General features: G+C 52.2%; 15 protein-coding genes, 3 tRNA genes and 1 pseudogene. 3 read left to right on the plus strand and 16 right to left on the minus strand.

What is annotated here, in order from left to right; all coding sequences use genetic code 11:
- Nucleotides 1–5 precede the first annotated feature (5 nt).
- Both oadA and M0220_RS04090 read right to left on the minus strand, forming a co-directional pair.
- Nucleotides 6–1,811, minus strand: coding sequence for a sodium-extruding oxaloacetate decarboxylase subunit alpha (oadA, locus tag M0220_RS04085; protein ID WP_264018762.1), 1,806 nt, complete (start codon nt 1,809–1,811; stop codon nt 6–8).
- Nucleotides 1,812–1,904: 93 nt separating this feature from the next.
- Nucleotides 1,905–2,162 carry an OadG family protein gene (locus M0220_RS04090; RefSeq protein ID WP_030069681.1) on the minus strand — a complete coding sequence of 86 codons (258 nt, stop codon included), beginning with the start codon at nt 2,160–2,162 and terminating at the stop codon, nt 1,905–1,907.
- A 127-nt stretch (nt 2,163–2,289) separates the two neighbouring features.
- Between M0220_RS04090 and M0220_RS04095 the strand changes: the two genes are divergently transcribed.
- Nucleotides 2,290–3,288 carry a tRNA dihydrouridine synthase gene (locus M0220_RS04095; protein ID WP_232222327.1) on the plus strand — a complete coding sequence of 333 codons (999 nt, stop codon included), beginning with the start codon at nt 2,290–2,292 and terminating at the stop codon, nt 3,286–3,288.
- Between the two features lie 155 nt (nt 3,289–3,443).
- Here M0220_RS04095 and M0220_RS04100 read toward each other — a convergent pair.
- The 9 genes from M0220_RS04100 to M0220_RS04140 all read right to left on the minus strand — a co-directional run bounded on the left by M0220_RS04100 (nt 3,444) and on the right by M0220_RS04140 (nt 10,639).
- Nucleotides 3,444–3,520 (minus strand) — tRNA-Arg (locus M0220_RS04100).
- A 68-nt stretch (nt 3,521–3,588) separates the two neighbouring features.
- Nucleotides 3,589–3,665: transfer RNA gene (locus M0220_RS04105), tRNA-Arg, on the minus strand.
- A gap of 45 nt (nt 3,666–3,710) precedes the next feature.
- Nucleotides 3,711–3,803 (minus strand) — tRNA-Ser (locus M0220_RS04110).
- A 124-nt stretch (nt 3,804–3,927) separates the two neighbouring features.
- Nucleotides 3,928–4,116, minus strand: coding sequence for a carbon storage regulator CsrA (gene csrA / locus M0220_RS04115; RefSeq protein ID WP_030069677.1), 189 nt, complete (start codon nt 4,114–4,116; stop codon nt 3,928–3,930).
- 192 nt (nt 4,117–4,308) lie between these two features.
- The gene (locus tag M0220_RS04120; protein WP_030069675.1) at nt 4,309–5,559 is read right to left on the minus strand and encodes an aspartate kinase; all 1,251 of its coding nucleotides are present in this window, start codon (nt 5,557–5,559) and stop codon (nt 4,309–4,311) included.
- Between the two features lie 100 nt (nt 5,560–5,659).
- A complete protein-coding gene (gene alaS / locus M0220_RS04125) occupies nt 5,660–8,269 on the minus strand; it encodes an alanine--tRNA ligase (protein ID WP_264018763.1) in 2,610 nt (869 codons plus the stop codon).
- A 181-nt stretch (nt 8,270–8,450) separates the two neighbouring features.
- Nucleotides 8,451–8,912, minus strand: a complete 462-nt coding sequence (locus M0220_RS04130; protein WP_264018764.1) for a regulatory protein RecX — start codon at nt 8,910–8,912, stop codon at nt 8,451–8,453.
- A 39-nt stretch (nt 8,913–8,951) separates the two neighbouring features.
- The gene (recA, locus tag M0220_RS04135; RefSeq protein WP_030069669.1) at nt 8,952–10,016 is read right to left on the minus strand and encodes a recombinase RecA; all 1,065 of its coding nucleotides are present in this window, start codon (nt 10,014–10,016) and stop codon (nt 8,952–8,954) included.
- A gap of 89 nt (nt 10,017–10,105) precedes the next feature.
- Nucleotides 10,106–10,639 (minus strand): CinA family protein, encoded by a 534-nt coding sequence (locus M0220_RS04140; RefSeq protein WP_264018765.1) that lies wholly within the window; start codon nt 10,637–10,639, stop codon nt 10,106–10,108.
- A gap of 148 nt (nt 10,640–10,787) precedes the next feature.
- Between M0220_RS04140 and mutS the strand changes: the two genes are divergently transcribed.
- Complete coding sequence (gene mutS / locus M0220_RS04145; RefSeq protein WP_264018766.1) at nt 10,788–13,355, plus strand: DNA mismatch repair protein MutS; 2,568 nt, start codon at nt 10,788–10,790, stop codon at nt 13,353–13,355.
- A 155-nt stretch (nt 13,356–13,510) separates the two neighbouring features.
- Entirely contained in the window at nt 13,511–13,834 is a 324-nt protein-coding gene (gene fdxA / locus M0220_RS04150) for a ferredoxin FdxA (RefSeq protein WP_009722190.1), read from the plus strand.
- Nucleotides 13,835–14,335: 501 nt separating this feature from the next.
- On the opposite strand, the gene eno is transcribed toward fdxA, so the two are convergent.
- From eno to gltB, 5 genes and pseudogenes are all read right to left on the minus strand, one after another.
- Nucleotides 14,336–15,625 (minus strand): phosphopyruvate hydratase, encoded by a 1,290-nt coding sequence (gene eno, locus M0220_RS04155; RefSeq protein ID WP_264018767.1) that lies wholly within the window; start codon nt 15,623–15,625, stop codon nt 14,336–14,338.
- Nucleotides 15,626–15,694: 69 nt separating this feature from the next.
- Nucleotides 15,695–16,579 carry a 3-deoxy-8-phosphooctulonate synthase gene (gene kdsA, locus M0220_RS04160; protein ID WP_404813844.1) on the minus strand — a complete coding sequence of 295 codons (885 nt, stop codon included), beginning with the start codon at nt 16,577–16,579 and terminating at the stop codon, nt 15,695–15,697.
- A 10-nt stretch (nt 16,580–16,589) separates the two neighbouring features.
- Nucleotides 16,590–18,245, minus strand: coding sequence for a CTP synthase (locus M0220_RS04165; RefSeq protein ID WP_030069662.1), 1,656 nt, complete (start codon nt 18,243–18,245; stop codon nt 16,590–16,592).
- Between the two features lie 302 nt (nt 18,246–18,547).
- Entirely contained in the window at nt 18,548–19,966 is a 1,419-nt protein-coding gene (locus tag M0220_RS04170; protein WP_030069660.1) for an FAD-dependent oxidoreductase, read from the minus strand.
- Nucleotides 19,967–19,998: 32 nt separating this feature from the next.
- Nucleotides 19,999–24,490, minus strand: a pseudogene (gltB, locus tag M0220_RS04175) (glutamate synthase large subunit).
- Nucleotides 24,491–24,958 lie beyond the last annotated feature (468 nt).

Genomic DNA, 24,958 nt, shown 5'->3' on the forward strand with positions numbered 1-24,958 from the left:
TGCCCTTAAAGCTCGATCAGCGAATCACCGACGGCGACACTGTCACCCTCGCTGACGTTAACTTTCGATACGGTACCGGCACTGCTGGCGCGCACTTCGGTTTCCATTTTCATGGCTTCCAAAATAATCACCACATCGCCTTCCGCCACTTGGTCACCAGGACGCACGTTGACTTTGAAGATATTGCCAGCGAGCGGTGCATCGATGCTTTCGCCACTTGCCACAGGCTCTGCTTCTTTAGAGGGCGTAGCGACTTGCTCTTGGACATCGCCTATTTCGCCACCCTCAGACACCTCTACAACGAACGCTTTGCCATTAAGCTTAACGGTGTAGGTTTCCGGCCCACTCGACACTACTGGCGTTTTGCTTTCGGCTTTTGCTGGCACATTAGCGCTTTTCGATTCAGCTGCCTGAGGAACAGGCTCGAAAGCATCAGGGTTGTCACGATTCTTAAGGAATTTCAGACCAATTTGTGGGAACAATGCGTACGTCAATACGTCGTCTATTTCCTGCTCGCCGCTAGCAATACGAATGCTGTCTGCACTGGCCTTCTCCTTAAGCTCAGCAGCTAGTCGATCCATTTCTGGCGACAAGTTATCTGCAGGACGGCAGGTGATCGGCTCGCCGCCTTCAAGCACACGTTTTTGCAGCTCAGCATTAAACGGCGCGGGCGCGGAGCCATACTCACCTTTTAATAGTGCCTGCACTTCTTTGGAGATCGACTTGTAACGCTCGCCCATCATCACATTCATTACCGCTTGGGTACCGACAATCTGTGAAGTTGGCGTTACCAGCGGGATAAATCCAAGGTCTTCACGCACACGGGGAATTTCACTCAATACATCATCAAGCTTATCGCCAGCGCCCTGCTCCTTAAGCTGGCCTTCCATGTTGGTAAGCATGCCGCCTGGCACCTGGGCAATCAGAATGCGAGAGTCGATACCGCGCAGCGAGCCCTCGAATGCTGCGTACTTTTTGCGCACTTCGCGGAAATAGCTGGCGATGTCTTCCAATAATTCCAAGTCAAGCCCGGTATCGCGATCAGTATCTTTAAGCATGGCGACCACAGACTCTGTCGGGCTGTGGCCATATGTCATGGACATAGAAGAGATAGCCGTATCGACGTTATCAATACCTGCTTCTACTGCCTTCAAAATGGTCGACGTGGATAGGCCAGTGGTAGCGTGACAGTGCAAATGCACAGGAATCGACAGTTCTTTTTTCAAACGCGTTACAAGATCATAGGCAACGTACGGCGTTAATAGCCCCGCCATATCCTTGATAGCCAGTGAATCTGCGCCCATTGCAGCAATGGTTTTAGCGAGCTCTACCCAGCTATCCAGGGTATGTACCGGGCTAACCGTATAGGAGATAGTGCCTTGTGCATGTCCACCTACTTGGCGAACCGCTTTAATAGCACGCTCAAGATTGCGCGGGTCATTCATCGCGTCAAACACGCGGAACACATCAACCCCGTTAGTCTTGGCGCGCTCTACAAATTTATCAACCACGTCATCAGCATAGTGGCGATAGCCCAATAAGTTTTGGCCGCGCAACAACATTGCTTGAGGGGTATTCGGCATAGCTTCTTTTAATGCCCGAATACGTTCCCAAGGGTCTTCACCCAAATAGCGAATGCATGAATCAAACGTTGCTCCACCCCAGGTCTCTAATGACCAGTAGCCAACGTTGTCGAGTTTTTCGGCAATCGGCAGCATGTCATCAAGACGCAAACGAGTAGCAAACAGCGATTGGTGGGCATCGCGAAGGACAACATCAGTGATTCCCAGAGGACGTTTGGTTTCATTCATGGTCGTGGCTCACAGTTTTTACGTTATGGATTTGTAGTAAATTTAACAAAATAATAGTTAGCTAAGCGGTAGGATAGCTACAAAAGTTGGGGCTTATTTACGGCGTGAAGAACGATAACGATGCACCGCAGCACTAATCACTGCCATCACTTCATCATTCTGACCATTCTGTGCAGAAGATTTTACGCTACCTCTACCGCTTGGTGCCGCAACAGGAGCAGGCTGAAAACGGCCAATCAGTTTTGACATCAGCGTAACGCTAATTACCAAAACCGTAAGAAAAACAAAAACAAACCCCATCCCTAACCCCATAAGAGCTAGCCCTTCTTGGAGCAATTCTGACTCTTGCATACCGCATTCCCCTTGTTTCAAATGCTTATCGGCACACCAATGGCCTCTAAAGGCGCTTGGCGCAGTGAGGCTAATACACTAACCTGCCACATCCAAGATAGATTGCAATCGCGCCATAGTGGAAGTCATGGTTGTTAATTTACTACATAAAGGCAAGATAGGCCTAGCGCCTATGGAAGGCGTCATCGACGCCCTAACGCGTGATCTGCTGACTCAACAGTCAGGTTTTGATTGGGCAGTGACTGAATTTGTCCGGGTGGTTGATGCACGCCTCCCTCCCCGCGTGTTTTATAAACACTGCCCAGAACTGACAGCAGACCGCGTCGCAACACCTAGCGGCGTTCCCGTGCATTTACAGCTTTTAGGGTCTGACCCCGCAGCGCTTGCCAGCAATGCGCAGCAAGCGCTATCGCTGGGAGCCATTAGCGTTGACTTAAACTTTGGCTGCCCTGCCAAATTGGTCAACCGCCATGATGGTGGTGCCTCACTGCTACGCCGGCCAGAGCGCGTCTATGCCGCCGTTAAGGCAGTGGCCGAAGCACTAGACGGCGCCATCCCAGTCACGGCTAAAATTCGCCTTGGCTTTTCTGATCGACGCTTAGCAGTGGCCTGTGCCCAAGCGACAGAAGCTGGCGGTGCTGCGCAGCTAGTTGTGCATGGCCGTACGCGTGACGAAGGCTATCGTCCACCCGCGCACTGGGAGTGGATTGGCAACGTTCGCCGCCATGTATCGATTCCTGTCGTTGCAAATGGCGATATCTGGACGCTGGAAGACTACTGGAAGGCTCGTACATTATCTGGCTGCCAAGACGTCATGCTTGGCCGTAGCGCGCTTTCAGACCCATGGCTTGCTGCTCGGATACGCCACTGGCAACGCACCGGTGAGCGCCTACCCGACACTACCTGGGCCATGCGCGCCAGCGTACTAAGGCAATACGCCAACTTACAGCGGCAGCACTTACCAGAGCGCGTGGTGGTTTCATTAGTCAAACAATGGCTGGCACAAATGCGCCAAGGCAATACTGAAGCTAATCAGCACTTTCAACGCTTAAAGCGTCTTACGGAACTTGATACGCTACTCAATAGCCTAGTTCTCGACACACCTCTCTGCTGCGAGCCCGCATAAATCCTGCACTGCGCGCCCAGCGCATAAAAAAAAGCGCCCTACCGCTGCTTGTGTGCGGGGGCGCTTTAAACGATCACAAGACCCAAGCACGAGCCACTAAGGTCAGGCTAGAAACAAGAAAACCCGCTTTCTATTGAAAGCGGGTTTTTCGAATCTGGCGCGCCCGGGAGGATTCGAACCTCCGACCCCCTGATTCGTAGTCAGGTACTCTATCCAGCTGAGCTACGGGCGCTTAACAGTTTTTAACTTCACACAATGTGAGCAAAAACATAGTAACATCAATAACTTCGGTGTGCAAGTTGGCGCGCCCGGGAGGATTCGAACCTCCGACCCCCTGATTCGTAGTCAGGTACTCTATCCAGCTGAGCTACGGGCGCTTATCCAAATTGATACTGCTATCTATTGATGTTGCTATATGCAGTTGGCGGAGAGAGAGGGATTCGAACCCTCGATAGGGCTATAAACCCTATACTCCCTTAGCAGGGGAGCGCCTTCAGCCACTCGGCCACCTCTCCTCAACGGCACGGCGCGAATATTACCGATTTTAATGACTGCTGTCCAGCCCTATGCCGATTTTTTTCGCACCGCCCCGCAACTACCGCTTAAACGCCCTGTAATGGGCGTGACACAGACGGCCACTTATTCCGATTCGCTTTCGCTATTGCGCTCACGCTGAATGCGCTGATAGATCTCTTCGCGATGAACCGAAACATCTTTTGGTGCATTAACACCAATACGGACTTGATTACCTTTCACACCTAACACTGTGACGGTGATCTCATCACCGATCATAAGCGTTTCGCCAACACGGCGGGTTAGGATGAGCATGGCTGATCTCCTTCTCAGACGTTTTATACAACGGGATGTGTCCGCTTAAAGCGACACCACACTATTATGCGGCATGGTGTCGCCGCCACCAATGGCTCAAGCCCCTATGACACCTTAACCTCCCGTTGAAAGAAAGCTCACCACCACACGGCAGTAAGTACTCTTCAGCGTAGAAGGTTTGATGCTTAATTGTTATTCAGATTCGATATCAGACTTATCCAAACCGAATGCTTTGTGTAAGGCGTTAACTGCTAGCTCCATATGCTTTTCATCAATAACGACGGAAATTTTAATTTCCGACGTAGAAACCATACGAATATTGACGTTCTCATCGGCCAGCACGCGGAACATTTTAGAGGCAACACCGGCATGTGAACGCATACCAACCCCTACAAGCGATACTTTGGCAATATTGTCATCGCCGCGTAGCTCGCCGCCACCCAAATCAGGAATTACGGTTTCTTCAAGCAATTTCTTGGTTGCTTTGTAATCGCCTTTGGCAACAGTAAAGGTGAAGTCGGTGTAATCACCAGCAGGTGCCACGTTTTGAACAATCATATCGACTTCGATGTTGGCATCGGCGATAGGTCCCAGGATACGCGACGCCACACCCGGCACATCAGGCGTATTCAACAGGGTTAATTTAGCTTCATTTTTAGTAAAAGCGATACCGGAGATTAGCGGTTCTTCCATAGAGTCCTCGTCTTGGTCTGCGTCTGCAACAATTAGGGTGCCGGGGCCATCTTCAAAGCTCGACAGCACGCGAAGTGGTACGTTGTACTTACCAGCAAATTCGACGGCGCGAATCTGTAGAACTTTGGAGCCTAGGCTTGCTAGCTCAAGCATTTCTTCTACGGTAATGCTCTCAAGACGCTGAGCTTTGGAACACACGCGAGGGTCAGTGGTGTAAACACCATCCACGTCGGTGTATATCTGACACTCATCAGCACCTAGCGCTGCAGCAAGCGCAACACCTGTTGTATCTGAGCCACCACGCCCAAGCGTTGTAATATTGCCGTCTTCATCAACGCCTTGGAACCCAGCGACTACTACCACTTTACCTTCATCAAGGTCAGCTTTAAGGTCATCGGTTTCAATGCGCTGAATACGCGCTTTGGTATAAGCGCTATCGGTGTGAATGCCGACTTGGGCACCCGTATGGGAAGTGGCAGAAACACCAATTTGCTGAAGCGCCATTGCCAACAATGAAATCGTCACCTGCTCACCGGTCGAGAGCAGCATGTCCATTTCGCGCGGTGCTGGGTCTTCATTGATTGCGTTTGCCATATCGGTCAGGCGGTTGGTCTCTCCGCTCATCGCTGATACCACCACGACAACTTGGTGGCCTTGATCGCGAAAGCCTTTAACCTTTTCCGCCACGGCCTTGATACGGTCGACAGAGCCCACCGAGGTGCCGCCGAACTTCTGTACGTATAATGCCATATGCCGTTTTTTCCTATAGGTTCGGGAATGGAGGGTGAGTGTTGTTATTGCTATTTAACAAAAAGGCCGGTAGCACAGATAGTGCCACCGGCCTTTTTAATTAGCTAAGCGTATTTTCCAACCAAGCCGGCACACTGCTTAATGCCGCCGGCAAGGCATCGGGTAAACTGCCCCCCGCTTGAGCCATATCGGGACGGCCACCACCTTTACCGCCCACCTGCGAAGCGACATGATTGACTAATTCACCTGCCTTAACGCGGCCTACTAAGTCTTGGGTAACACCGGCAATTAGGCTCACTTTACCTGCCGCTGCATCCGCAACTCCAAGCAAGATGACGCCAGAGCCAAGCTTGTTTTTCAACTGATCAAGTACGCCACGTAAATCTTTACCGGAAACACCCTCAAGCTGGGTGACCAGTAAATTAACACCATTAATTTCCTGCACTTGGTTAAGCATGTCACTGCCCGCAGCGCTTGCCAGCTTTGCTTTCAGTTGCTCAAGCTCTTTTTCCAGTGCGCGGTTACGCTCAACCAGTGATTCGACCCGTGCTTCGACTTGCTCGGGTTTGGTTTTTAGTCGCTCACCTAACCGTTGAACACGGGCCTCCTGCTCACGGAAATAAGTTAGCGCATTCTCACCGGTAATCGCTTCAATACGACGCACGCCGGAAGCGATACCGACTTCGCTCACCACATGGCAACACCCAATATCGCCACTACGTTTTACGTGGGTACCACCACATAGCTCGATAGAGAAGTCATCAGCTCCAATGGTCAATACTCGAACGTTATCGGCATATTTTGCCTCAAACAACGCAGCCGCCCCTTTAGCTTTCGCTTCTGCTAGGCTCATCTGCTCTGTTTTGGTCGGAGCATTCGCTAAGATTTGCTCATTTACCAGTCGTTCTACTTCTGCCAACTGCTCAGCAGTCATTGGCTCGAAGTGGCTAAAGTCGAAGCGCAGACGCTCAGCATTAACTAGCGAGCCTTTCTGCTGAACGTGGTCACCCAGCACCATGCGCAGTGCTTTGTGTAGCAAGTGAGTCGCTGAGTGATTACGGATGGTGGCGCCACGCAAGCTTGCATCCACCTCACCCCGGACGTTTGCGCCAACGCTCAGCGCGCCCTCTACCATAATCCCTTGGTGAAGGTGGTGACCACGCTGCTTCTGTGTGTCGGTGACCTGGAAGCGACCGCCCTCAACGTATAAGTAACCAGTATCGCCTACCTGCCCACCCGATTCGCCATAGAAAGGAGTACGATCCAGTACAACAGTGCCTTTCTGCCCCGCTTCCAAGGCAGCTAATGCATTGCCTTCGCTGTCCACGATGGCAGTGACTGTCGCTTGGTCAGCCAGGAGCTCGTAGCCAGTGAACTGGGTTTCGCCTTCCAGGTCGATAGCAGCGCTGTAGTCTGCACCAAACTGGCTAGCCGCTCGCGCCCGCTCGCGCTGCGCTTCTAACTCACGCTGGAAACCGGCTTCATCTAAGGTAACTTCGCGCTCGCGACAAACATCCGCGGTCAAGTCGAAGGGGAAACCGTAGGTATCGTAAAGTTTGAAGACGGTTTCGCCTGGCAGCACGCCACCTTGCAGCTCTTCAAGCGCTTGATTCAATAAACCCATACCGTGATCGAGCGTGCGTGCAAACTGCTCTTCTTCTTTAAGCAGCACGCGGCCTATCTGATCGCTGGCATCGCGCAGCTCAGGATAGGCATCTCCCATTTCGGCATCCAGCGCGGTTACCAACTTATGGAAAAACGGCTCAGAAGCGCCAAGCTTATGCCCGTGGCGAATTGCTCGGCGGATAATACGGCGCAACACATAGCCACGCCCTTCGTTAGAAGGCAATACGCCGTCTGCGATCAAAAAGGCACAAGAGCGAATATGGTCCGCAATAACGCGTAGCGACGGTGTTGTAGTGTCCCCATGACCGGTCGCTTCGGCAGCCGCTTTAAGCAGGTTTTGGAACAGATCAATCTCGTAGTTGGAGTGAACGCCCTGCATAACGGCAGCCACTCGCTCCAGCCCCATCCCCGTATCAATGGAAGGTTTGGGCAGCGGATTCAATGTTCCAGCGGCATCACGGTCGAACTGCATGAACACAAGGTTCCAGATTTCGATATAGCGATCGCCATCTTCTTCAAGACTACCAGGCGGTCCACCCCATACGTCGGGACCATGATCGAAAAAGATTTCAGAGCTAGGACCACAAGGACCAGTGTCACCCATTTGCCAGAAATTATCTTCATCAAGCTTTGAGAAACGCTCAGGATCAATGCCGATTTCATCTTTCCAAATGCGCTCTGCTTCGTCGTCACTAATATGCACTGTTACCCAAAGTTTCTCTTTGGGCAGGCCTAGCGTTTCCGTTAGGAATGTCCAGGCAAAGCGAATCGCTTCACGCTTGAAGTAATCACCAAAACTAAAATTACCCAACATTTCAAAAAACGTATGGTGACGCGCGGTGTAACCAACGTTATCTAGATCGTTGTGCTTACCGCCAGCGCGCACACAACGCTGAGCAGAGGTAGCACGCACATAGGGACGCGGGTCGCGGCCAAGAAAAACGTCTTTAAAGGGCACCATGCCTGCATTGGTGAAGAGCAGTGTCGGGTCGTTGCCCGGCACAAGAGAGCTAGTGGGCACAACCGTATGCCCCTGCTTTTCAAAAAAAGATAAAAAGGCCTGTCTGATCTCTGCGCTTTTCATAGGGTATCCGTGACAAGAAAGCATGATGCCCCAGGGCGCTGTCGCCGCCACCCGCTGGGGTCGCAAAGGGAGCATTATAACGCAGTTGTCAAACGACTAAAGCCGCAGTTAGTGGCAGAACGAAAACAGATGGCGAAATAGCAATGGGAAATGACTGACAGAAAGGACTGACCAAAAGAAATTACAAGCAGGATAGCGCGTAGCGTATCTGCTCAAAATCAAAGCCACGAGTGGCAAGAAAGCGCTCACGCTTAGCACGATCCTTGGGCGTATCGCCTGGTGTAGTAAAACGTCGAGCCAAGGTATCACGGGCTAACTCAAACCAGTCCACAGCTTCTTGCTCTTCTACGGTTTCCAAAGCCGTCACTGACGTTTCTTTATCTACGCCACGCTGACGCAGCTCGCCTTTAATACGAATAAGACCTTGTCCGCGAAGAATACGCGAACGTATAAAGCTTTCGGCAAAGCGCTCATCAGACTGCAAACTCTGCTCTTGCAACGCGTCTAGACAAGCAGCAATAGCATCCGCTTGAAAGGATCTTTGCTGCAATTTACGCGTTAGCTCAGCGCGAGAGTGCTCGCGCCGAGCTAATAGTTGAACGGCAACTTCACGTGGCGTTAACTCACCACTGGAAGAAAACATATCGCTCACTCAGTGTAGAGAACAGCATCCTAAAACAGCTTATAGCAAGTCGTCATCACTATCAGCAACTGCGTCTGCCGCGGGCGCTGTCTCTTCTTTTTTAGGATCAGGCTTCGCCAACAACTGTTCGCGAATTTGGGTTTCAATCTCAAGCATAATATCAGGATGCTCTTCCAGATATAGCGCCGAGTTTGCCTTACCCTGGCCAATTTTCTTACCTTTGTAGCTGTACCACGCGCCCGCTTTATCTACCAAGCCACACTGAACGCCCAGGTCGATTACCTCGCCGGCATGGTAAATACCTTTGCCGTAAAGAATCTGGAACTCCGCCTGACGGAAGGGGGGGGCAACCTTGTTTTTAACTACTTTGACACGGGTTTCGTTACCCGTGACTTCATCACCCGATTTTACAGAGCCGGTACGACGGATATCTAAACGTACGCTTGCATAGAATTTAAGCGCGTTACCGCCGGTCGTCGTTTCGGGCGAACCGAACATCACGCCGATTTTCATGCGAATCTGGTTAATAAACACCACTAAGCAGTTGGCGTTTTTAATGTTACCGGTAATTTTGCGCAATGCTTGAGACATTAAGCGTGCTTGAAGACCAACGTGGGAGTCGCCCATCTCGCCTTCTATTTCAGCACGCGGGGTTAATGCCGCCACGGAGTCAATCACAATCACATCAACACCGCCGGACCGTACCAACATATCGGTAATTTCCAGCGCTTGCTCACCGGTATCAGGCTGGGAAACCAGCAAGTCGTCCAGATTAACACCGAGCTTTTCTGCATAGCTTGGGTCCAGAGCATGCTCTGCATCGACAAACGCACATACTTTGCCCTGCTTTTGCGCTTGCGCAATAACTGACAGGGTCAAGGTTGTTTTACCTGATGACTCTGGGCCAAAAATTTCGCATACGCGTCCATACGGCAGGCCACCAATGCCAAGTGCAATATCAAGCCCCAATGAACCAGTGGAGACAGACGGCATCACCACGCGCGGTGCATCGCCAAGGCGCATAACAGTTCCTTTACCAAACTGGCGATCAATTTGGCTAAGTGCAGCATTTAGCGCTTTGGTGCGGTTGTCATCCTGAGCCATGCAGAAATTCCTCATTACAAACTGTATAATTAGCCAGTAGTATGCCAAAGATTAGCGGTTAAACAAATCCTCAGCACTATATTTAATGTTTATTTCTTTTCCTTGTCTTTCGCCTCAGCCATCAAGCGAGCAACCAGCCCTGCCAATGCTTCACGCACGGCCTGCTCGCGCACGGCCTGCCGATCACCATAAAAGTGGAAGCATGCTGCTTGCTGACTTTCCGCACTACCCCAAGAAAGCCATACGGTACCCACAGGCTTCTCTGGGCTACCACCATCGGGGCCTGCCACCCCACTGACTGCAACAGCTAAGCTAGCGCCACTGTCTATACAAGCGCCTTTAACCATCGCATTTACTACCTGTTCGCTGACTGCGCCATGGGCTTCAATAACAGCCTCAGGCACTTTCAACATACGCGTTTTAGCGGCATTGGAGTAGGTCACGTAGCCCGCTGTAAAATACGCTGAGCTACCCGCTACAGAGGTAATCGCGCTGGCAATCCCACCGCCGGTGCAGGACTCTGCCGTGGAAACGTCAACCCCAAGCTGCTGGCACAGCTTTCCCAACCGCTGAGCAAGCAGTGATAGGTCAAGATTCTTGAGGCTTGAAACGCTAGGTGCCATGGTGACTCCTTCATGTGAGACCTTAGTTCAGCGTAGAATACCGTGTTTAACTTTCTCAAAGAAATTGCTCAAAGAAATCGCTTAAAGTAACTGCCAAAGAACATGCCGCAAGCCAACACTGCTTGCGCAACGCTTAACCAGGACGCCCATGTCACAGGCCAGCCCCGCTCACACGCCCATGATGGCGCAATATCTGAAGATCAAACGCGATCACCCTGAGGTACTGCTATTTTACCGAATGGGGGATTTTTACGAGCTATTTTTCGATGATGCCAAACGCGCTTCGATGCTGCTGGATATCACGCTTACCCAGCGCGGCCAGTCAGGTGGTAAGCCCATTCCTATGGCAGGTGTGCCCTACCATAGTGCTGAAGGCTATTTAGCTCGTCTAGTGTCAGCTGGTGAGTCTGTTGCCATCTGCGAGCAAGTCGGTGACCCTGCCACCAGCAAAGGCCCCGTTGACCGGCAAGTAGTTCGCATCGTCACCCCTGGAACGCTTCACGATGAAGCTCTGCTAGATGCCCGCCGCGATAATGTGCTGGTCGCCGTTGCGCCCGGCAAAGAGAGCTGGGGCCTTGCGTGGCTGGAACTTTCCAGCGGTCGCTTCAATATCCTTGAAGTAGAAAGTGAAGCAGAAATGCAGGCAGAGCTAACCCGCCTATCGCCTGCCGAACTGTTAGTACCCGAAAGTTTGACCCTGCCCGACGCGTGGTCTCAAAAGCGCAGTCTACGCCGTCAAGGCGAATGGTTGTTTGACTTAGACAGCGCCACTCGCAGCCTGTGCGATCAGTTTGAAGTTCAGGATTTACGCGGCTTTGGCTGTGCACACCTAACCACCGCACTAATCGCTGCGGGCGTGCTGATCGATTACGCCCGCGACACTCAGCGCTCACGCCTGCCTCACGTCACGGCCATTAGTGTCGAAAACCGCGATGAAGCCGTAGTGATTGACGCGGCCAGTCGGCGCAACCTAGAAATTGATATTAATCTCGGTGGCAACAGCGATAACACGCTGGCCAGTGTGCTAGACACCTGCACCACCGCGATGGGATCACGTTTATTAAAGCGCTGGCTGAACCGCCCGCTGCGCCAGCGTAACGTCGTGGAAAACCGTCACGCTGGCGTGGCGTTACTTTCGATAGACGTCGCCTACATGGCACTTCGTGAGACATTAAGCGACGTAGGCGATGTTGAACGTATCCTAGCCCGCGTCGCGTTGTATAGCGCCCGCCCACGAGATCTAGCGCGCCTACGCGACGCCCTAGTAACTCTACCCACACTTGAGCAACTACTAAGCGATATTGATAGCGGTAGCGCCATAGATGGTCTTAAACCGCACATTTGCCCCTACCCTGAGATAGCGGATACGTTAACTCGCGCATTGGTTGAGAATCCGCCGGTGGTGATTCGCGATGGCGGCGTGATTGCAAACGGCTTTGACGCCGAACTAGATGAACACCGTGGTATGGCTGAAAATGCCGGTGATTACCTGGTGCAGTTGGAATTGCGTGAGCGTGAACGCACTGGTCTGGCCAATTTAAAAGTCGGCTATAACCGAGTTCATGGCTACTTTATTGAACTCCCTCGCTCTCAAGCCCAGCAGGCACCCGCCGACTATATCCGTCGTCAAACGCTGAAAAACGCTGAACGCTTTATCATTCCAGAACTTAAAGAGTTTGAAGACAAAGCACTCTCGGCCAAGTCCAGAGCACTCACGCGTGAAAAGTGGCTTTATGAGCGCTTAATGGGAGAGCTCAACGCGGCGCTTCATGCGTTGCAAAACACCTCGCGGGCGTTGGCTGAACTTGACGTACTCTGCGCCTTTGCCGAGCGTGCCGAGGCACTCAACTGGGTAAGGCCCCAGCTCAGCGATGCCACTGGCCTAAAAATTACTGCTGGACGACACCCCGTCGTCGAACACGTTAGCGACACACCGTTTGTACCTAACGATGTCACACTAACGCCTGAGCAGCACATGTTGATTATCACCGGTCCCAACATGGGCGGTAAATCCACCTATATGCGCCAAACCGCGCTCATCGCGCTGCTGGCTCATAGCGGCAGCTTTGTACCAGCCGATAGCGCTGAAATAGGACCTGTGGATCGTATTTTTACCCGTATTGGCTCGTCAGATGACCTGGCAGGCGGTCGCTCTACGTTTATGGTCGAAATGACCGAAACCGCTAATATTCTGCACAACGCGACTGAACATAGCCTGGTATTAATGGACGAAATTGGCCGTGGCACCAGCACCTTTGATGGCCTTTCACTCGCCTGGGCAAGTGCCGAGTACTTAGCTGATGCGCGGGCACTAACACTGTTTGCCACTCACTACTTTGAAATGACCGCGCTACCGGAACAGGCCGAAGGCGTGGCTAACATTCACCTGACCGCTACCGAGCATGGCGACAGTATCGTATTTATGCACCGCATTGAGGCTGGCCCAGCAAGTCAGAGCTATGGCCTACAGGTGGCACAGCTGGCGGGGGTTCCTAGTCATGTGATCCACAGGGCGCGTGAAAAGCTAGTGGCCTTGGAAAAAAAGGAAGTGGTTGAATTGCAGCGCCCTAACGGGAAGCCCACGACCCCGCAACAAAACGACCTGTTTGCCAGCGCCCCACACCCAGTGGTGGAAGCGCTGGGTAAGGCCGATATAGACGATTTAACACCTCGCGAAGCGCTAGCGCTGCTCTATCAGTGGCGAGAACTACTGTGATGGAGTGACCAGAAAGTCATGAGCGCTTGCCGCCGCGTAAGGGCACCACTAGAATGTCGCCCATACTGTTTTATCTTATAAAAAACGATCGATTTATAACCATTAACTATTGACCACGACCGGGACACACCCGGTCCCGCAAGAGGGATAGCAAGATGACGTTTGTCGTTACCGAGAACTGCATCCAGTGCAAATACACCGACTGTGTGGAAGTCTGTCCGGTCGACTGCTTCTACGAAGGCCCCAACTTCCTGGTCATTCATCCAGACGAGTGTATTGACTGCGCCCTGTGTGAACCGGAGTGCCCCGCCGAAGCTATCTTCTCTGAGGACGAGTTGCCGGATGGCCAAGAGCAGTTTATAGAAATCAATGCGGAACTGGCCGATGTATGGCCAAATATTGCCGAGAAAAAAGATCCGCTGCCTGATGCAGAAGAGTGGGATGGCAAAACGGGTAAGCTCGAGAAACTAGAGCGCTAACCCCAAGCGCTATTTTTTCAAATCAGCTTTTCAAACCAGCGTTCGCGCTGGTTTTTTTATTTTGGTGGTATATCAAGCAACAATAGACTACAAAAAAGTGCGCTATAAAAAGAGCAGGCTACAAAAAAAGGCGGCCCGTAGGCCGCCCGCTCCAAGCACTTCCTCTGACCACTCCCTGTGTCAAACTCCTCAGATACTATCCTTGCCAGGGCTCACCTCACTGTATCACCCGGCGTATCTGACCTGCATCCCGTTGCATCCTGCCTGAAGCATCCTTGCCTCCCCTGTCCTAGGTACAGTGTGGCAGAAAGCCATCACAACTCAAGCGGGCAAAAACGACAACAGGCAAGCCGCTGCGGCTCGCCTGTTATTAAAAATACCAAAAAAATCAAAAACATAAACCCAAATCACAAAAGGCATTTGAGTCGTTAGCGTCGGCATTTGTAAGATATCTCTTACAAAATTTTGAGATATCTCTTACACGCCGACGCCCATTTCCACCTACTGCCCTTTAATAGCTTTCAAGCCAGGGTAGACCACATTGCCCAATTCGGCTTCGATGACGAGCAGACGGTTATATTTCGCTACGCGGTCGGAACGGCATAGTGAGCCCGTTTTAATTTGGCCTGCACAAGTGCCCACTGCTAAATCAGCAATCGTAGTATCTTCAGTTTCACCGCTGCGATGAGAAATGACGGCTGTAAAGCCAGCATCCTGGGCCATTTTGATCGCATCCAGCGTTTCAGACAGCGAGCCAATTTGATTGAATTTGATCAGAATTGAGTTACCAATTTGTTCGTCGATGCCACGTTTGAGTATTTTAGTATTGGTAACAAACAAATCATCGCCAACCAGCTGTACTTTCTCGCCCAGCTTGTCAGTCAGTGCTTTCCAGCCCGCCCAGTCTGACTCATCCATACCATCTTCGATGGAAACAATCGGATAGTCCGCACAAAGCCCCGCCAGGTACTCGGCAAAACCTTCGGCATCGTAGCTTTTACCTTCACCACTTAAGTTGTACTGGCCATCTTTGTAGAACTCAGAAGAAGCACAATCAAGCGCCAAGGTGACGTCTTTACCCAGGGCATAACCCGCGTCTGCAACAGCTTGCTTAATGATCGCCAGGGCGTCTGCGTTAGATGCCAAGTTAGGAGCAAAACCGCCTTCGTCACCCACAGACGTAGAAAGGCCTTTAGCAGACAGCACTTTTTTCAGCGCGTGGAAAATTTCCGCGCCCATTCGTAGGCCTTCACGGAAGTTTGCCGCACCTACTGGCTGTACCATGAACTCTTGGATATCAACGTTATTATCCGCATGCTCGCCGCCGTTAAGAATGTTCATCATCGGTACCGGCATGCTGTACTGGCCCGGCTGGCCATAAAGCTCGGCAATGTGCGCATAAAGCGGCACACCTTTAGCGTTAGCAGCAGCTTTAGCGGCAGCCAGTGACACCGCTAGGATGGCATTTGCGCCCAGATTAGCTTTGTTTTCAGTGCCATCCAGGGCCAACATTGCGTCATCCAGCCCACGCTGATCACGCGCATCCATTCCTAACAACGCACCACTGATTTTGCCATTCACGGCCTCAACGGCTTTTAAAACACCTTTGCCAAGGTAACGTGTCTTGTCGCCATCGCGCAGCTCAAGCGCTTCGCGGGAGCCAGTAGAAGCACCGCTGGGCGCACATGCTTCACCTACGGCGCCACTTTCCAGACGCACCATAGCCTGAACTGTGGGGTTGCCGCGGGAATCAAGCACTTCTAGCGCGCTGATTTCAACAATTTTGGTCATAACAGTATCCTTTGGTTGTCAGTCTAATGGATGATTGGGGTTCAATGTACACCAAGTTTGCTACCGCGGTTAACGGATGGTAAGAGGCGCAAACCCTTTCACCAGGGCATCTAACTGCGAAAGCTGAGTCAAAAATGGCTCTAATTGATCCAATGGCAGTGCACAGGGCCCGTCGCACTTAGCGTTATCTGGGTCTGGATGCGCTTCTAAGAAAATTCCCGCTAAGCCAACTGCGACGCCCGCACGGGCAAGTTCGGCTACTTGGGCACGGCGGCCATCGGCACTGTCCGCACGGCCACCTGGACGCTGTAAGGCATGGGTAACATCGAAAAACACCGGATAGCCGGTCTGCTTCATATCACCAACGCCCAGCATATCCACTACAAGATTGTTATAGCCGAAGCTAGTGCCACGCTCGCATAGCATCAGGCGATCGTTACCGGCTTCTTGGAATTTGGTAAGGATATGGCGCATTTCGTGAGGTGCTAGAAACTGCGGTTTTTTTATATTAATCGCCGCGCCGGTGTTGGCCATCGCCACCACTAAATCGGTCTGACGGGCAAGAAACGCTGGCAGCTGAATAATATCAGCAACTTCCGCCGCAGGAGCTGCCTGCCAGGGTTCATGAACGTCGGTTATGATGGGCACGTTATAGCGCGCTTTAATATCCGCTAAAATCTGCAAACCTTTTTCTAGGCCTGGTCCACGATAAGAGTGGATCGAACTACGGTTTGCTTTATCAAAGCTTGCCTTAAAAACATAAGGCATCCCGAGTTTTTGCGTCACCTTCACATAGGCCTGCGCCACTTCATCGGCAAGCGCCGCCGACTCCAGCACATTCATGCCGCCTAATAACATTAGCGGCAAAGAATTGCCGGCGGTTAGGCCGGCAACGTTAATATGACGCTCTGGAAGGGCTGATTGAGACGCCGAAGACATGCTCTTGGAAGACATTCGCTCTCCCTTATTCCTGAGTCGTTGTATGGGCGCGCGTGCGTGCCGTTTTGTGCTCTAAAGCAGCGTTAACAAACCCAGAGAACAGCGGATGCCCATCGCGCGGTGTTGAAGTAAATTCCGGATGGAATTGGCACGCCACGTACCAAGGATGATCAGCCAGCTCGACCACCTCTACCAAGGATTGATCAACGCTCTTGCCTGAAATAACCAAGCCCGCCTGCTCCAACTCATCAATAAACTGGTTATTGACTTCAAAGCGGTGGCGGTGACGCTCGACAATCTCATCAGCGCCATAGGCTTCGCGGGCTTTGCTGCCTGCTTTCAAATGACAGATCTGCCCACCTAGACGCATCGTACCGCCCAAGTCAGAGGCAGCGTCGCGCAGCTCGATCTTGCCTTCGGCGTTAATCCACTCAGTAATCAAGCCCACTACGGGGTGCTTGGTGTCGTGGGTAAATTCGGTAGAGTTAGCGTCTTTCCAGCCAGCTACGTTGCGGGCAAACTCAATGACTGCCACCTGCATGCCCAGACAAATCCCCAAGTAGGGAATGTTGTTCTCACGGGCAAACTGGGCGGTAAGAATTTTGCCTTCCACGCCGCGCTCGCCGAAGCCACCAGGCACTAAGATGGCATCTTTGCCAGCGAGCCGTTCGGTTCCGTGGTGCTCAATATCTTCAGAGTCGATATAGTCGACATTAACCTTGATACGCCCTTGAATACCCGCATGTATGAGCGCTTCGTTAAGTGATTTGTAAGCATCCAATAGCTCCATGTACTTGCCGACCATGGCAATGCTTACCGACTTCAGCGGGTTCAGCTTGGAGTCCAGCACCTTAACCCACTCAGAAAGGTCAGCAGGCTCGGCTTCCAAACGCAGCTTGTCGCAAACAATGTCGTCCAGGCCGTGCTCGTGCAGCATCAACGGAATGCGATAAATGGTATCGGCATCCTGCAGCGGTACCACCGCACGCTCTTCTACGTTAGTAAACAGAGCAATTTTGCGGCGCTCGCTCTCTTCCAACTCTACTTCACTACGGCAGATCAGAATATCCGGCTGGATACCAATCGAACGTAGCTCTTTAACGCTGTGCTGAGTCGGCTTGGTCTTAGTCTCGCCTGCCGTCTTGATATACGGCACCAGCGTGAGGTGCATGTAAATCGCCCGGCTGGCGCCAAGCTCGCTGCGAATCTGGCGAATTGACTCAAGAAACGGTAGCGATTCGATATCACCTACCGTACCACCGATTTCCACCAGCGCCACGTCAAAGCCTTCACCGCCGGCATAGACACGCTGCTTGATCTCATCGGTAATGTGCGGGATGACCTGAACGGTGCCACCCAGGTAATCACCACGGCGCTCTTTGCGCAGCACACTCTCGTACACGCGGCCAGTGGTGAAATTATTACCTTGGGTCATTTTGGTGCGAATAAAGCGCTCGTAGTGCCCTAAGTCCAAGTCCGTCTCGGCGCCATCTTCGGTGACGAACACCTCGCCGTGCTGGAAAGGACTCATGGTGCCCGGGTCCACGTTGATGTAGGGGTCGAGCTTGAGCATGGTGACCTTAAGGCCGCGGGCCTCTAGAATCGCCGCCAGCGAGGCCGACGCGATGCCCTTGCCAAGAGAGGACACAACGCCGCCGGTCACGAAGATATATCGTGTCATGGAAAACCTGTCGAAACGTGATCAAAAGGCGTAACAGAAAGCCACACCAGGATGGGATGACAGAATAGCAGAGTACGCCTAAAGGCTCAATTTGAACTGCTCTCGATGGGCGACACCGAGGTCAGGCCTAAGCGAGGGTCTTTTGTCATGGCCGGAAAATGTTCCCCACAGTTCCGGCATTTCCGCCATCCATGGCGGTCAGATGACAAAAGTAGCGCCCATGGATAGGTTCACAGCGCCCTCGCGAAGGCCTGAAGTCGGGAAAGTCGCCCTATTAAGCACTTACTTCCCCAGCCTCACTATCAAACCCCCAGGTAATCCAAAATCCCCTCAGCAGCTTGGCGGCCTTCATAAATTGCGGTCACGACTAAGTCAGAGCCGCGCACCATATCGCCACCGGCAAAAATTTTCTCATTGCTGGTTTGGTAGGCGTACTGGCCGTGTTCTGGTGCTTTTACGCGATCACGCTCATCGACCTGGATGTTGGCACCATCGAACCAAGGCGCAGGACTTGCCTGGAAACCAAACGCTACCACAACAGCGTCAGCAGCAATGATCTCTTCAGACCCAGGCACCACTTCAGGACGACGACGGCCATTCTCATCGGGCTCACCCAAACGGGTGCGCACAACCTTAACCCCTTCGACCTGTTCTTCGCCCACCACCGCAACCGGCTGACGGTTGAACAGAAACTCAACGCCCTCTTCACGCGCATTGGCAACTTCACGGCGTGAACCCGGCATATTCTCTTCATCGCGGCGATAAGCGCAGATCACGCTATCCGCGCGCTGGCGAATGGAGGTGCGATTACAATCCATGGCAGTATCACCACCACCCAGCACCACCACACGCTTACCTTCCATCGAGATAAAATCGTTAGGATCTTTTTCAAAGCCTAACCGGCGATTAACGTTAGCGATCAGGAAATCGAGCGCTTTGTACACGCCAGGCAAATCTTCGCCGGGGAAGCCCCCTTCCATGTACTTATAGGTGCCCATCCCCAGAAAAACAGCATCGTATTCCTGCAGCAGCGTGTCGAATTCGATGTCGGTGCCAATCTCAGTATTCAAACGAAACTCGACACCCATCTCTTCAAAGACAGCGCGGCGACGTTCCATCACGTTCTTTTCCAGTTTGAACTCTGGAATACCGAAAGTAAGCAGGCCGCCAATCTCGGGGTATTTATCAAACACCACAGGCTTGACGCCATTGCGTGCCAGAATATCAGCGCAACCAAGACCTGCGGGCCCCGCACCGACGATAGCGACCTTCTTATCGGTCCACTCCACCTTAGACATATCCGGACGCCAGCCCATCGCAAACGCCGTGTCGGTAATGTACTTCTCCACCGAACCGATAGTAACCGCACCAAAGCCATCGTTCAGCGTACAGTCGCCTTCACACAGGCGGTCTTGTGGGCATACGCGGCCACAGACTTCCGGCAGCGAATTGGTTTTGTGTGACAACTCAGCCGCTTCAATAATGTTGCCTTCCACCACCAGCTGAAGCCAGTTGGGAATATAGTTATGTACTGGGCACTTCCATTCACAGTACGGATTGCCACAGTGCAGGCAACGGTGCGCTTGGCTCGCCGCATCAGTGGGTTTAAAAGGTTCGTAAATTTCAGCGAACTCTTTTGACCGAGTATGTGCGGCTTTTTTCTGTGGGTCTTTACGACCCACATCTACAAACTGAAAATCGTTGTTTAAACGGTTAGCCATGATCTCTCTCCTCGAAGCGTAGGCTCTGGCGGTTATTCCGGCTGACGCCGAGATTGATTCAGCAAACTACCCAAACTTGCCGCTTTTGGCTTCACTAGCCAGAAGTGGCGCGCGTAGTCACCAAAATCTTCCAGAATCGCCGCGCCTCGCGCGGAGCCTGTTGCCGCAACGTAGGCTTCAATCATTTCACGTAGATGACGACGATACGCTTCCATCGCTTCAGTATTGACCCGATGGATTTCGACCAGCTCGTGGTTGTACTTATCCACAAAAGTACGGTCTTCATCCAATACATAGGCAAACCCACCGGTCATGCCCGCGCCAAAGTTAACGCCAGTTTCACCCAGTACGCAGACCAACCCACCAGTCATATATTCACAACAGTGGTCACCTGCGCCTTCAATCACCGCAGTCGCCCCTGAGTTACGCACCGCAAAACGCTCACCGGCAGTTCCTGCGGCAAACAGCGTGCCGCCTGTCGCGCCATACAGACAGGTGTTGCCAATAATGGCGGTTTTGTGGCTCTCAAACTGACTTACCTTGGGTGGCACAATCACAATACTGCCGCCGTTCATGCCTTTGCCGACGTAGTCGTTGGCATCGCCTTCGAGATAGAGGTTTAAGCCACGAGCATTCCACACCCCAAAACTTTGCCCAGCCACCCCAGTAAAGCGGGCAGTGACTGGCGCTGCCTCCAAGCCATCTTCACCGTAACGTTTAGCAATCGCACCAGAGGTTAACGCGCCCACGCTGCGGTCACAGTTGGTAATAGTGAAATCAAACTCACCCCCCGACTGGCTTTCAATGGCTGCTTTTAGCGCGGCCAGCACTTCCTGGTTCTTGGCGCCTGGATCGTGGGGCACATTACGGCTCACGGTGCAGAACTGCGGCGCCTCTGCGGGCACAAAATCATTTGATAGCAGCGGAGTTAGATCCAACTTACGCTGAGCCGCAGTATTGCCTTCTAACACTTCCAGCAGGTCAGTACGACCAATCAGATCAGTCAACTGACGCACACCCAGCATTGCCATCAGTTCACGCACTTCTTCAGCAATAAAGCGGAAGTAGTTTTTGACCATATCGACAGTGCCACGGAAATGCTCGCCGCGCAGAAAGTCATCCTGTGTTGCGACACCGGTGGCACAGTTATTCAGGTGGCAAATACGCAGGTACTTACAGCCCAATGCCACCATCGGCGCAGTACCAAAGCCAAAGCTCTCAGCACCAAGAATCGCCGCTTTTACCACGTCAAGACCGGTTTTGAGACCGCCATCGGTCTGTAGACGGATCTTGTCACGCAGACCGTTAATACGCAGCGCCTGATGAACCTCGGGTAGACCCAGCTCCCAGGGCGATCCCGCGTGTTTAATAGAGGTTAGGGGGCTTGCCGCAGTACCACCGTCATAACCGGAAACGGTGATCAGATCCGCATAGGCCTTCGCCACACCGGTAGCTATGGTGCCAATACCCGGCTCAGAAACCAGCTTTACCGACACCTGTGCCTCTGGGTTGACCTGCTTAAGATCAAAAATCAGCTGCGCCAAATCTTCAATCGAGTAGATATCGTGGTGAGGCGGTGGCGAAATAAGCGTCACACCGGGCACTGAATAACGCAGCCGAGCAATTAACTGGTTGACCTTGCCACCAGGCAGCTGACCACCTTCGCCGGGCTTAGCACCCTGGGCGACTTTGATCTGCAACACGTCTGCATTGACTAAATAGGCCGGGGTAACACCAAAGCGGCCAGACGCAATCTGCTTAATTTTCGAGCTGCGAATAGTGCCGTAGCGAGCAGGATCTTCGCCGCCTTCGCCTGAATTGGAGCGCCCTCCCGCCTCGTTCATTGCTTGGGCTAACGCTTCATGGGCTTCCGGCGAAAGTGCACCTAACGACATACCTGCACTGTCAAAGCGCGGAATAAGCGCTTCAACTGGCTCAACTTCCTCTAATGGAAGAGGCGTCGCAGCAGGTTTTAGTGTCAATAAATCACGAATCGTCGCGACCGGACGTTCATTTACCAACCGGGCGAACTGCTTCCACTTCGCGTAGCTGCCTTCTTGCACCGCAGCCTGAAGCGACTTCACCACATCTGGATTGTAAGCGTGGTACTCATAACCATGGACATACTTCAGCATGCCGCCTTGAGAAATGCCTTTGCGGGCAATCCAGGCATCTTTCGCTAGCAGCTCTTGCTGCATCTGAAGCTCAGCAAAACCAGCACCTTGAATGCGCGATGCCATACCGACAAAGCAGGTATTCATAACCTCATCGGATAGCCCCACCGCTTCAAACAACATAGAGCCACGATAGGAAGCCAGCGTTGAGATTCCCATTTTAGAAAGAATTTTGAACAGCCCTTTCTGCAGGCCTTTACGATAATTCTCCCGTGAATCAGCTGGGTTGCCCGTTAGCTCACCGGTGCGGTGCATGTCAGCCATCACTTGGTAAGCAAGCCAGGGGTAGACCGCCGTTGCACCTACGCCAAACAGCACTGCCATTTGGTGGGCATCCCTTGCATAGCCGGTTTCCACCACGATATTGGCATTGGGACGTAGCGCCAAACGACCAAGGTGAGAGTGAACGGCTCCTACCGCTAAAGCCGCCTGGATGGGCAACTGCCCTTTGGGAAGGTCAGCATCGGTCAACACCAAAATCACTTTGCCCGCATTTACCTGCGCTTCTGCCTCTTGGCAAAGCAAAGTGACTGCCTGCTGAAGGCTACTACTTTCGGGGTCATAGCCAAGTGACAACGTATGGCTGGCAAAAGCAGGGTCATCTTGATTAATAAGTGCAGTGAACTTACGCGGCGACAGTACTGGTGTCGTTAGAATCAAACGGTGAGCATGCTCAGGTGTTGCCTTAAAGACATTTAGCTCTGCACCACAGCAGGTCTCCAGCGACATAACAATCGCTTCACGAAGCGGATCAATCGGCGGGTTTGTTACCTGGGCAAACTTTTGACGGAAGAAATCCGTCAGCAGGCGCGGACGGCTAGACAATACCGCCATAGGCGTATCATCACCCATTGAGCCGACTGCTTCCTGACCACTTTCTGCCAGCGGACGCAGTACCTGATCACGCACTTTCTGCCAGCGGACGCAGTACCTGATCACGCTCTTCAAAGCTCACCTGGAACATTTTCTGCTGAACATTAAGAGCGTCGGTATCCATCGTCTGGAAACGCGCAAGCTCGGTCAGCGCCGACTCTAGGTAATTAGCTTCCTGCTTAAGCCAACGCTTATAGGGATATGCTGATTTCAGACGGTTATCGATATCCTGGGTGTGCAACACTTCGCCTGTTTCAGTGTCTACCGCTAGCATTTGGCCTGGGCCAACGCGGCCTTTAGCGACAACATCCTCAGGGCGATAACCGTATGTACCAATTTCAGACGCTAGCGTAATGTAACCATTCTTGGTGATCACCCAACGCGCGGGGCGAAGGCCGTTACGGTCGAGCATACAAACAGCTTGACGGCCGTCAGTCATTACCACGCCTGCAGGGCCATCCCAAGGCTCCATGTGCATGGAGTTGTACTCATAAAACGCGCGCAGTTCAGCGTCCATGGTCTCAACGTTTTGCCAAGCAGGCGGTACCATCATGCGCACCGCACGATGCAGCTCCATACCACCAGTCAGCAGCACTTCCAGCATGTTATCCATGCTTGAGGAGTCTGAGCCAGTGGTATTGACGATTTCGTCAAGCTCAGCAATATCAGGCAGACGTTCATTAACGAAATTGGCTTTGCGGGAATTCGCCCAGCCGCGGTTGGCTTCAATCGTATTGATCTCACCATTGTGCGCTAGCAGGCGGAATGGCTGGGCCAGCGGCCAGCGCGGTGCGGTGTTAGTAGAGAAACGCTGATGGAACACGCAAATAGCGGTTTCCAGGCTCGGGTCATTTAAGTCTTTGTAGAACGCCGGCAAATCTTCCGGCATGACGAGGCCTTTATAGGAAACAACCTCTGATGAGAGTGAAGCAACATAAAAGTCTTCATCGCTACGTAGCGCTTGCTCTGCATAGCGTCGCGCCATAAACAGATCAACATCGAAGCGTTCACTGCCTAAATTTCCACTACTAGCTGGCTGAACAAACAGCTGCTCAATACGCGGTAGACAGTCCAGCGCCATAGGACCACACACGCTAGAGTCGGTGGGCACTACGCGCCAGCCCAGTATCTCCAAGCCGCGGCTGTTTAGCTCGCGCTCAAGGATTTCTTTAGCATGAGCTGCACGCGTATCGTCATCTGGTAAAAAAATGACGCCCACGGCAAAACGCTCACCAAGCTCCGCATCAAGCGCCTTCTTCGCGGCAGCACGCATGAATTGCACCGGCATTTTCAGCAGTAAGCCGCAACCGTCACCGGTTTTGCCATCTGCCGCAATACCGCCGCGATGGGTCATACAGGTAAGTGATTCAATAGCCGTTTTCAGCAAGTCGTGGCTGGCCTGCCCTTCCATATGAGCAATAAGGCCAAAGCCGCAGTTATCGCGAAACTCGCCAGGCTGGTGAAGACCTCTATTCATGGGCGTGCCTCTAGTCAGCGTGTGTTTTTTTAGCAGTGTTTTGATGATATATTGACGAGTTTTTCTTTTTTTAGTATTCCACTGCCTGCTTGAAAACAGGCACTTCTCGCCTTCACTGCTTTAAGAAATGGTCGCCCAGCATAGCGATTTGCCGGTGTGTAGCGCAATCACCCAGAACCCGCAAATCTTCAAAAAACCTCGTCAAATCCTGCATTTGCATTCGCACTGAATGGAAAAATATATTAACTTCAACCACTTGCAATGCAGCAAAACGTTATTTCAACGATGCCAACACAATATTAAACTTTAGTATTAAATCGCTCAAAAACCCCATGCCGATAGCGCATAAGGCATGCGGATTACATACAAAATGATCCTCACTTGACAGCCAGGCAACAAAAAACCCACGCGAAGGTGGGTTTTCCGTATAGCTTTTTTTATTAATACTGCCTTTGACCAGTAATGTCA

The organism is Halomonas qinghailakensis (assembly GCF_025820815.1).
GTDB lineage: Bacteria > Pseudomonadota > Gammaproteobacteria > Pseudomonadales > Halomonadaceae > Vreelandella > Vreelandella qaidamensis.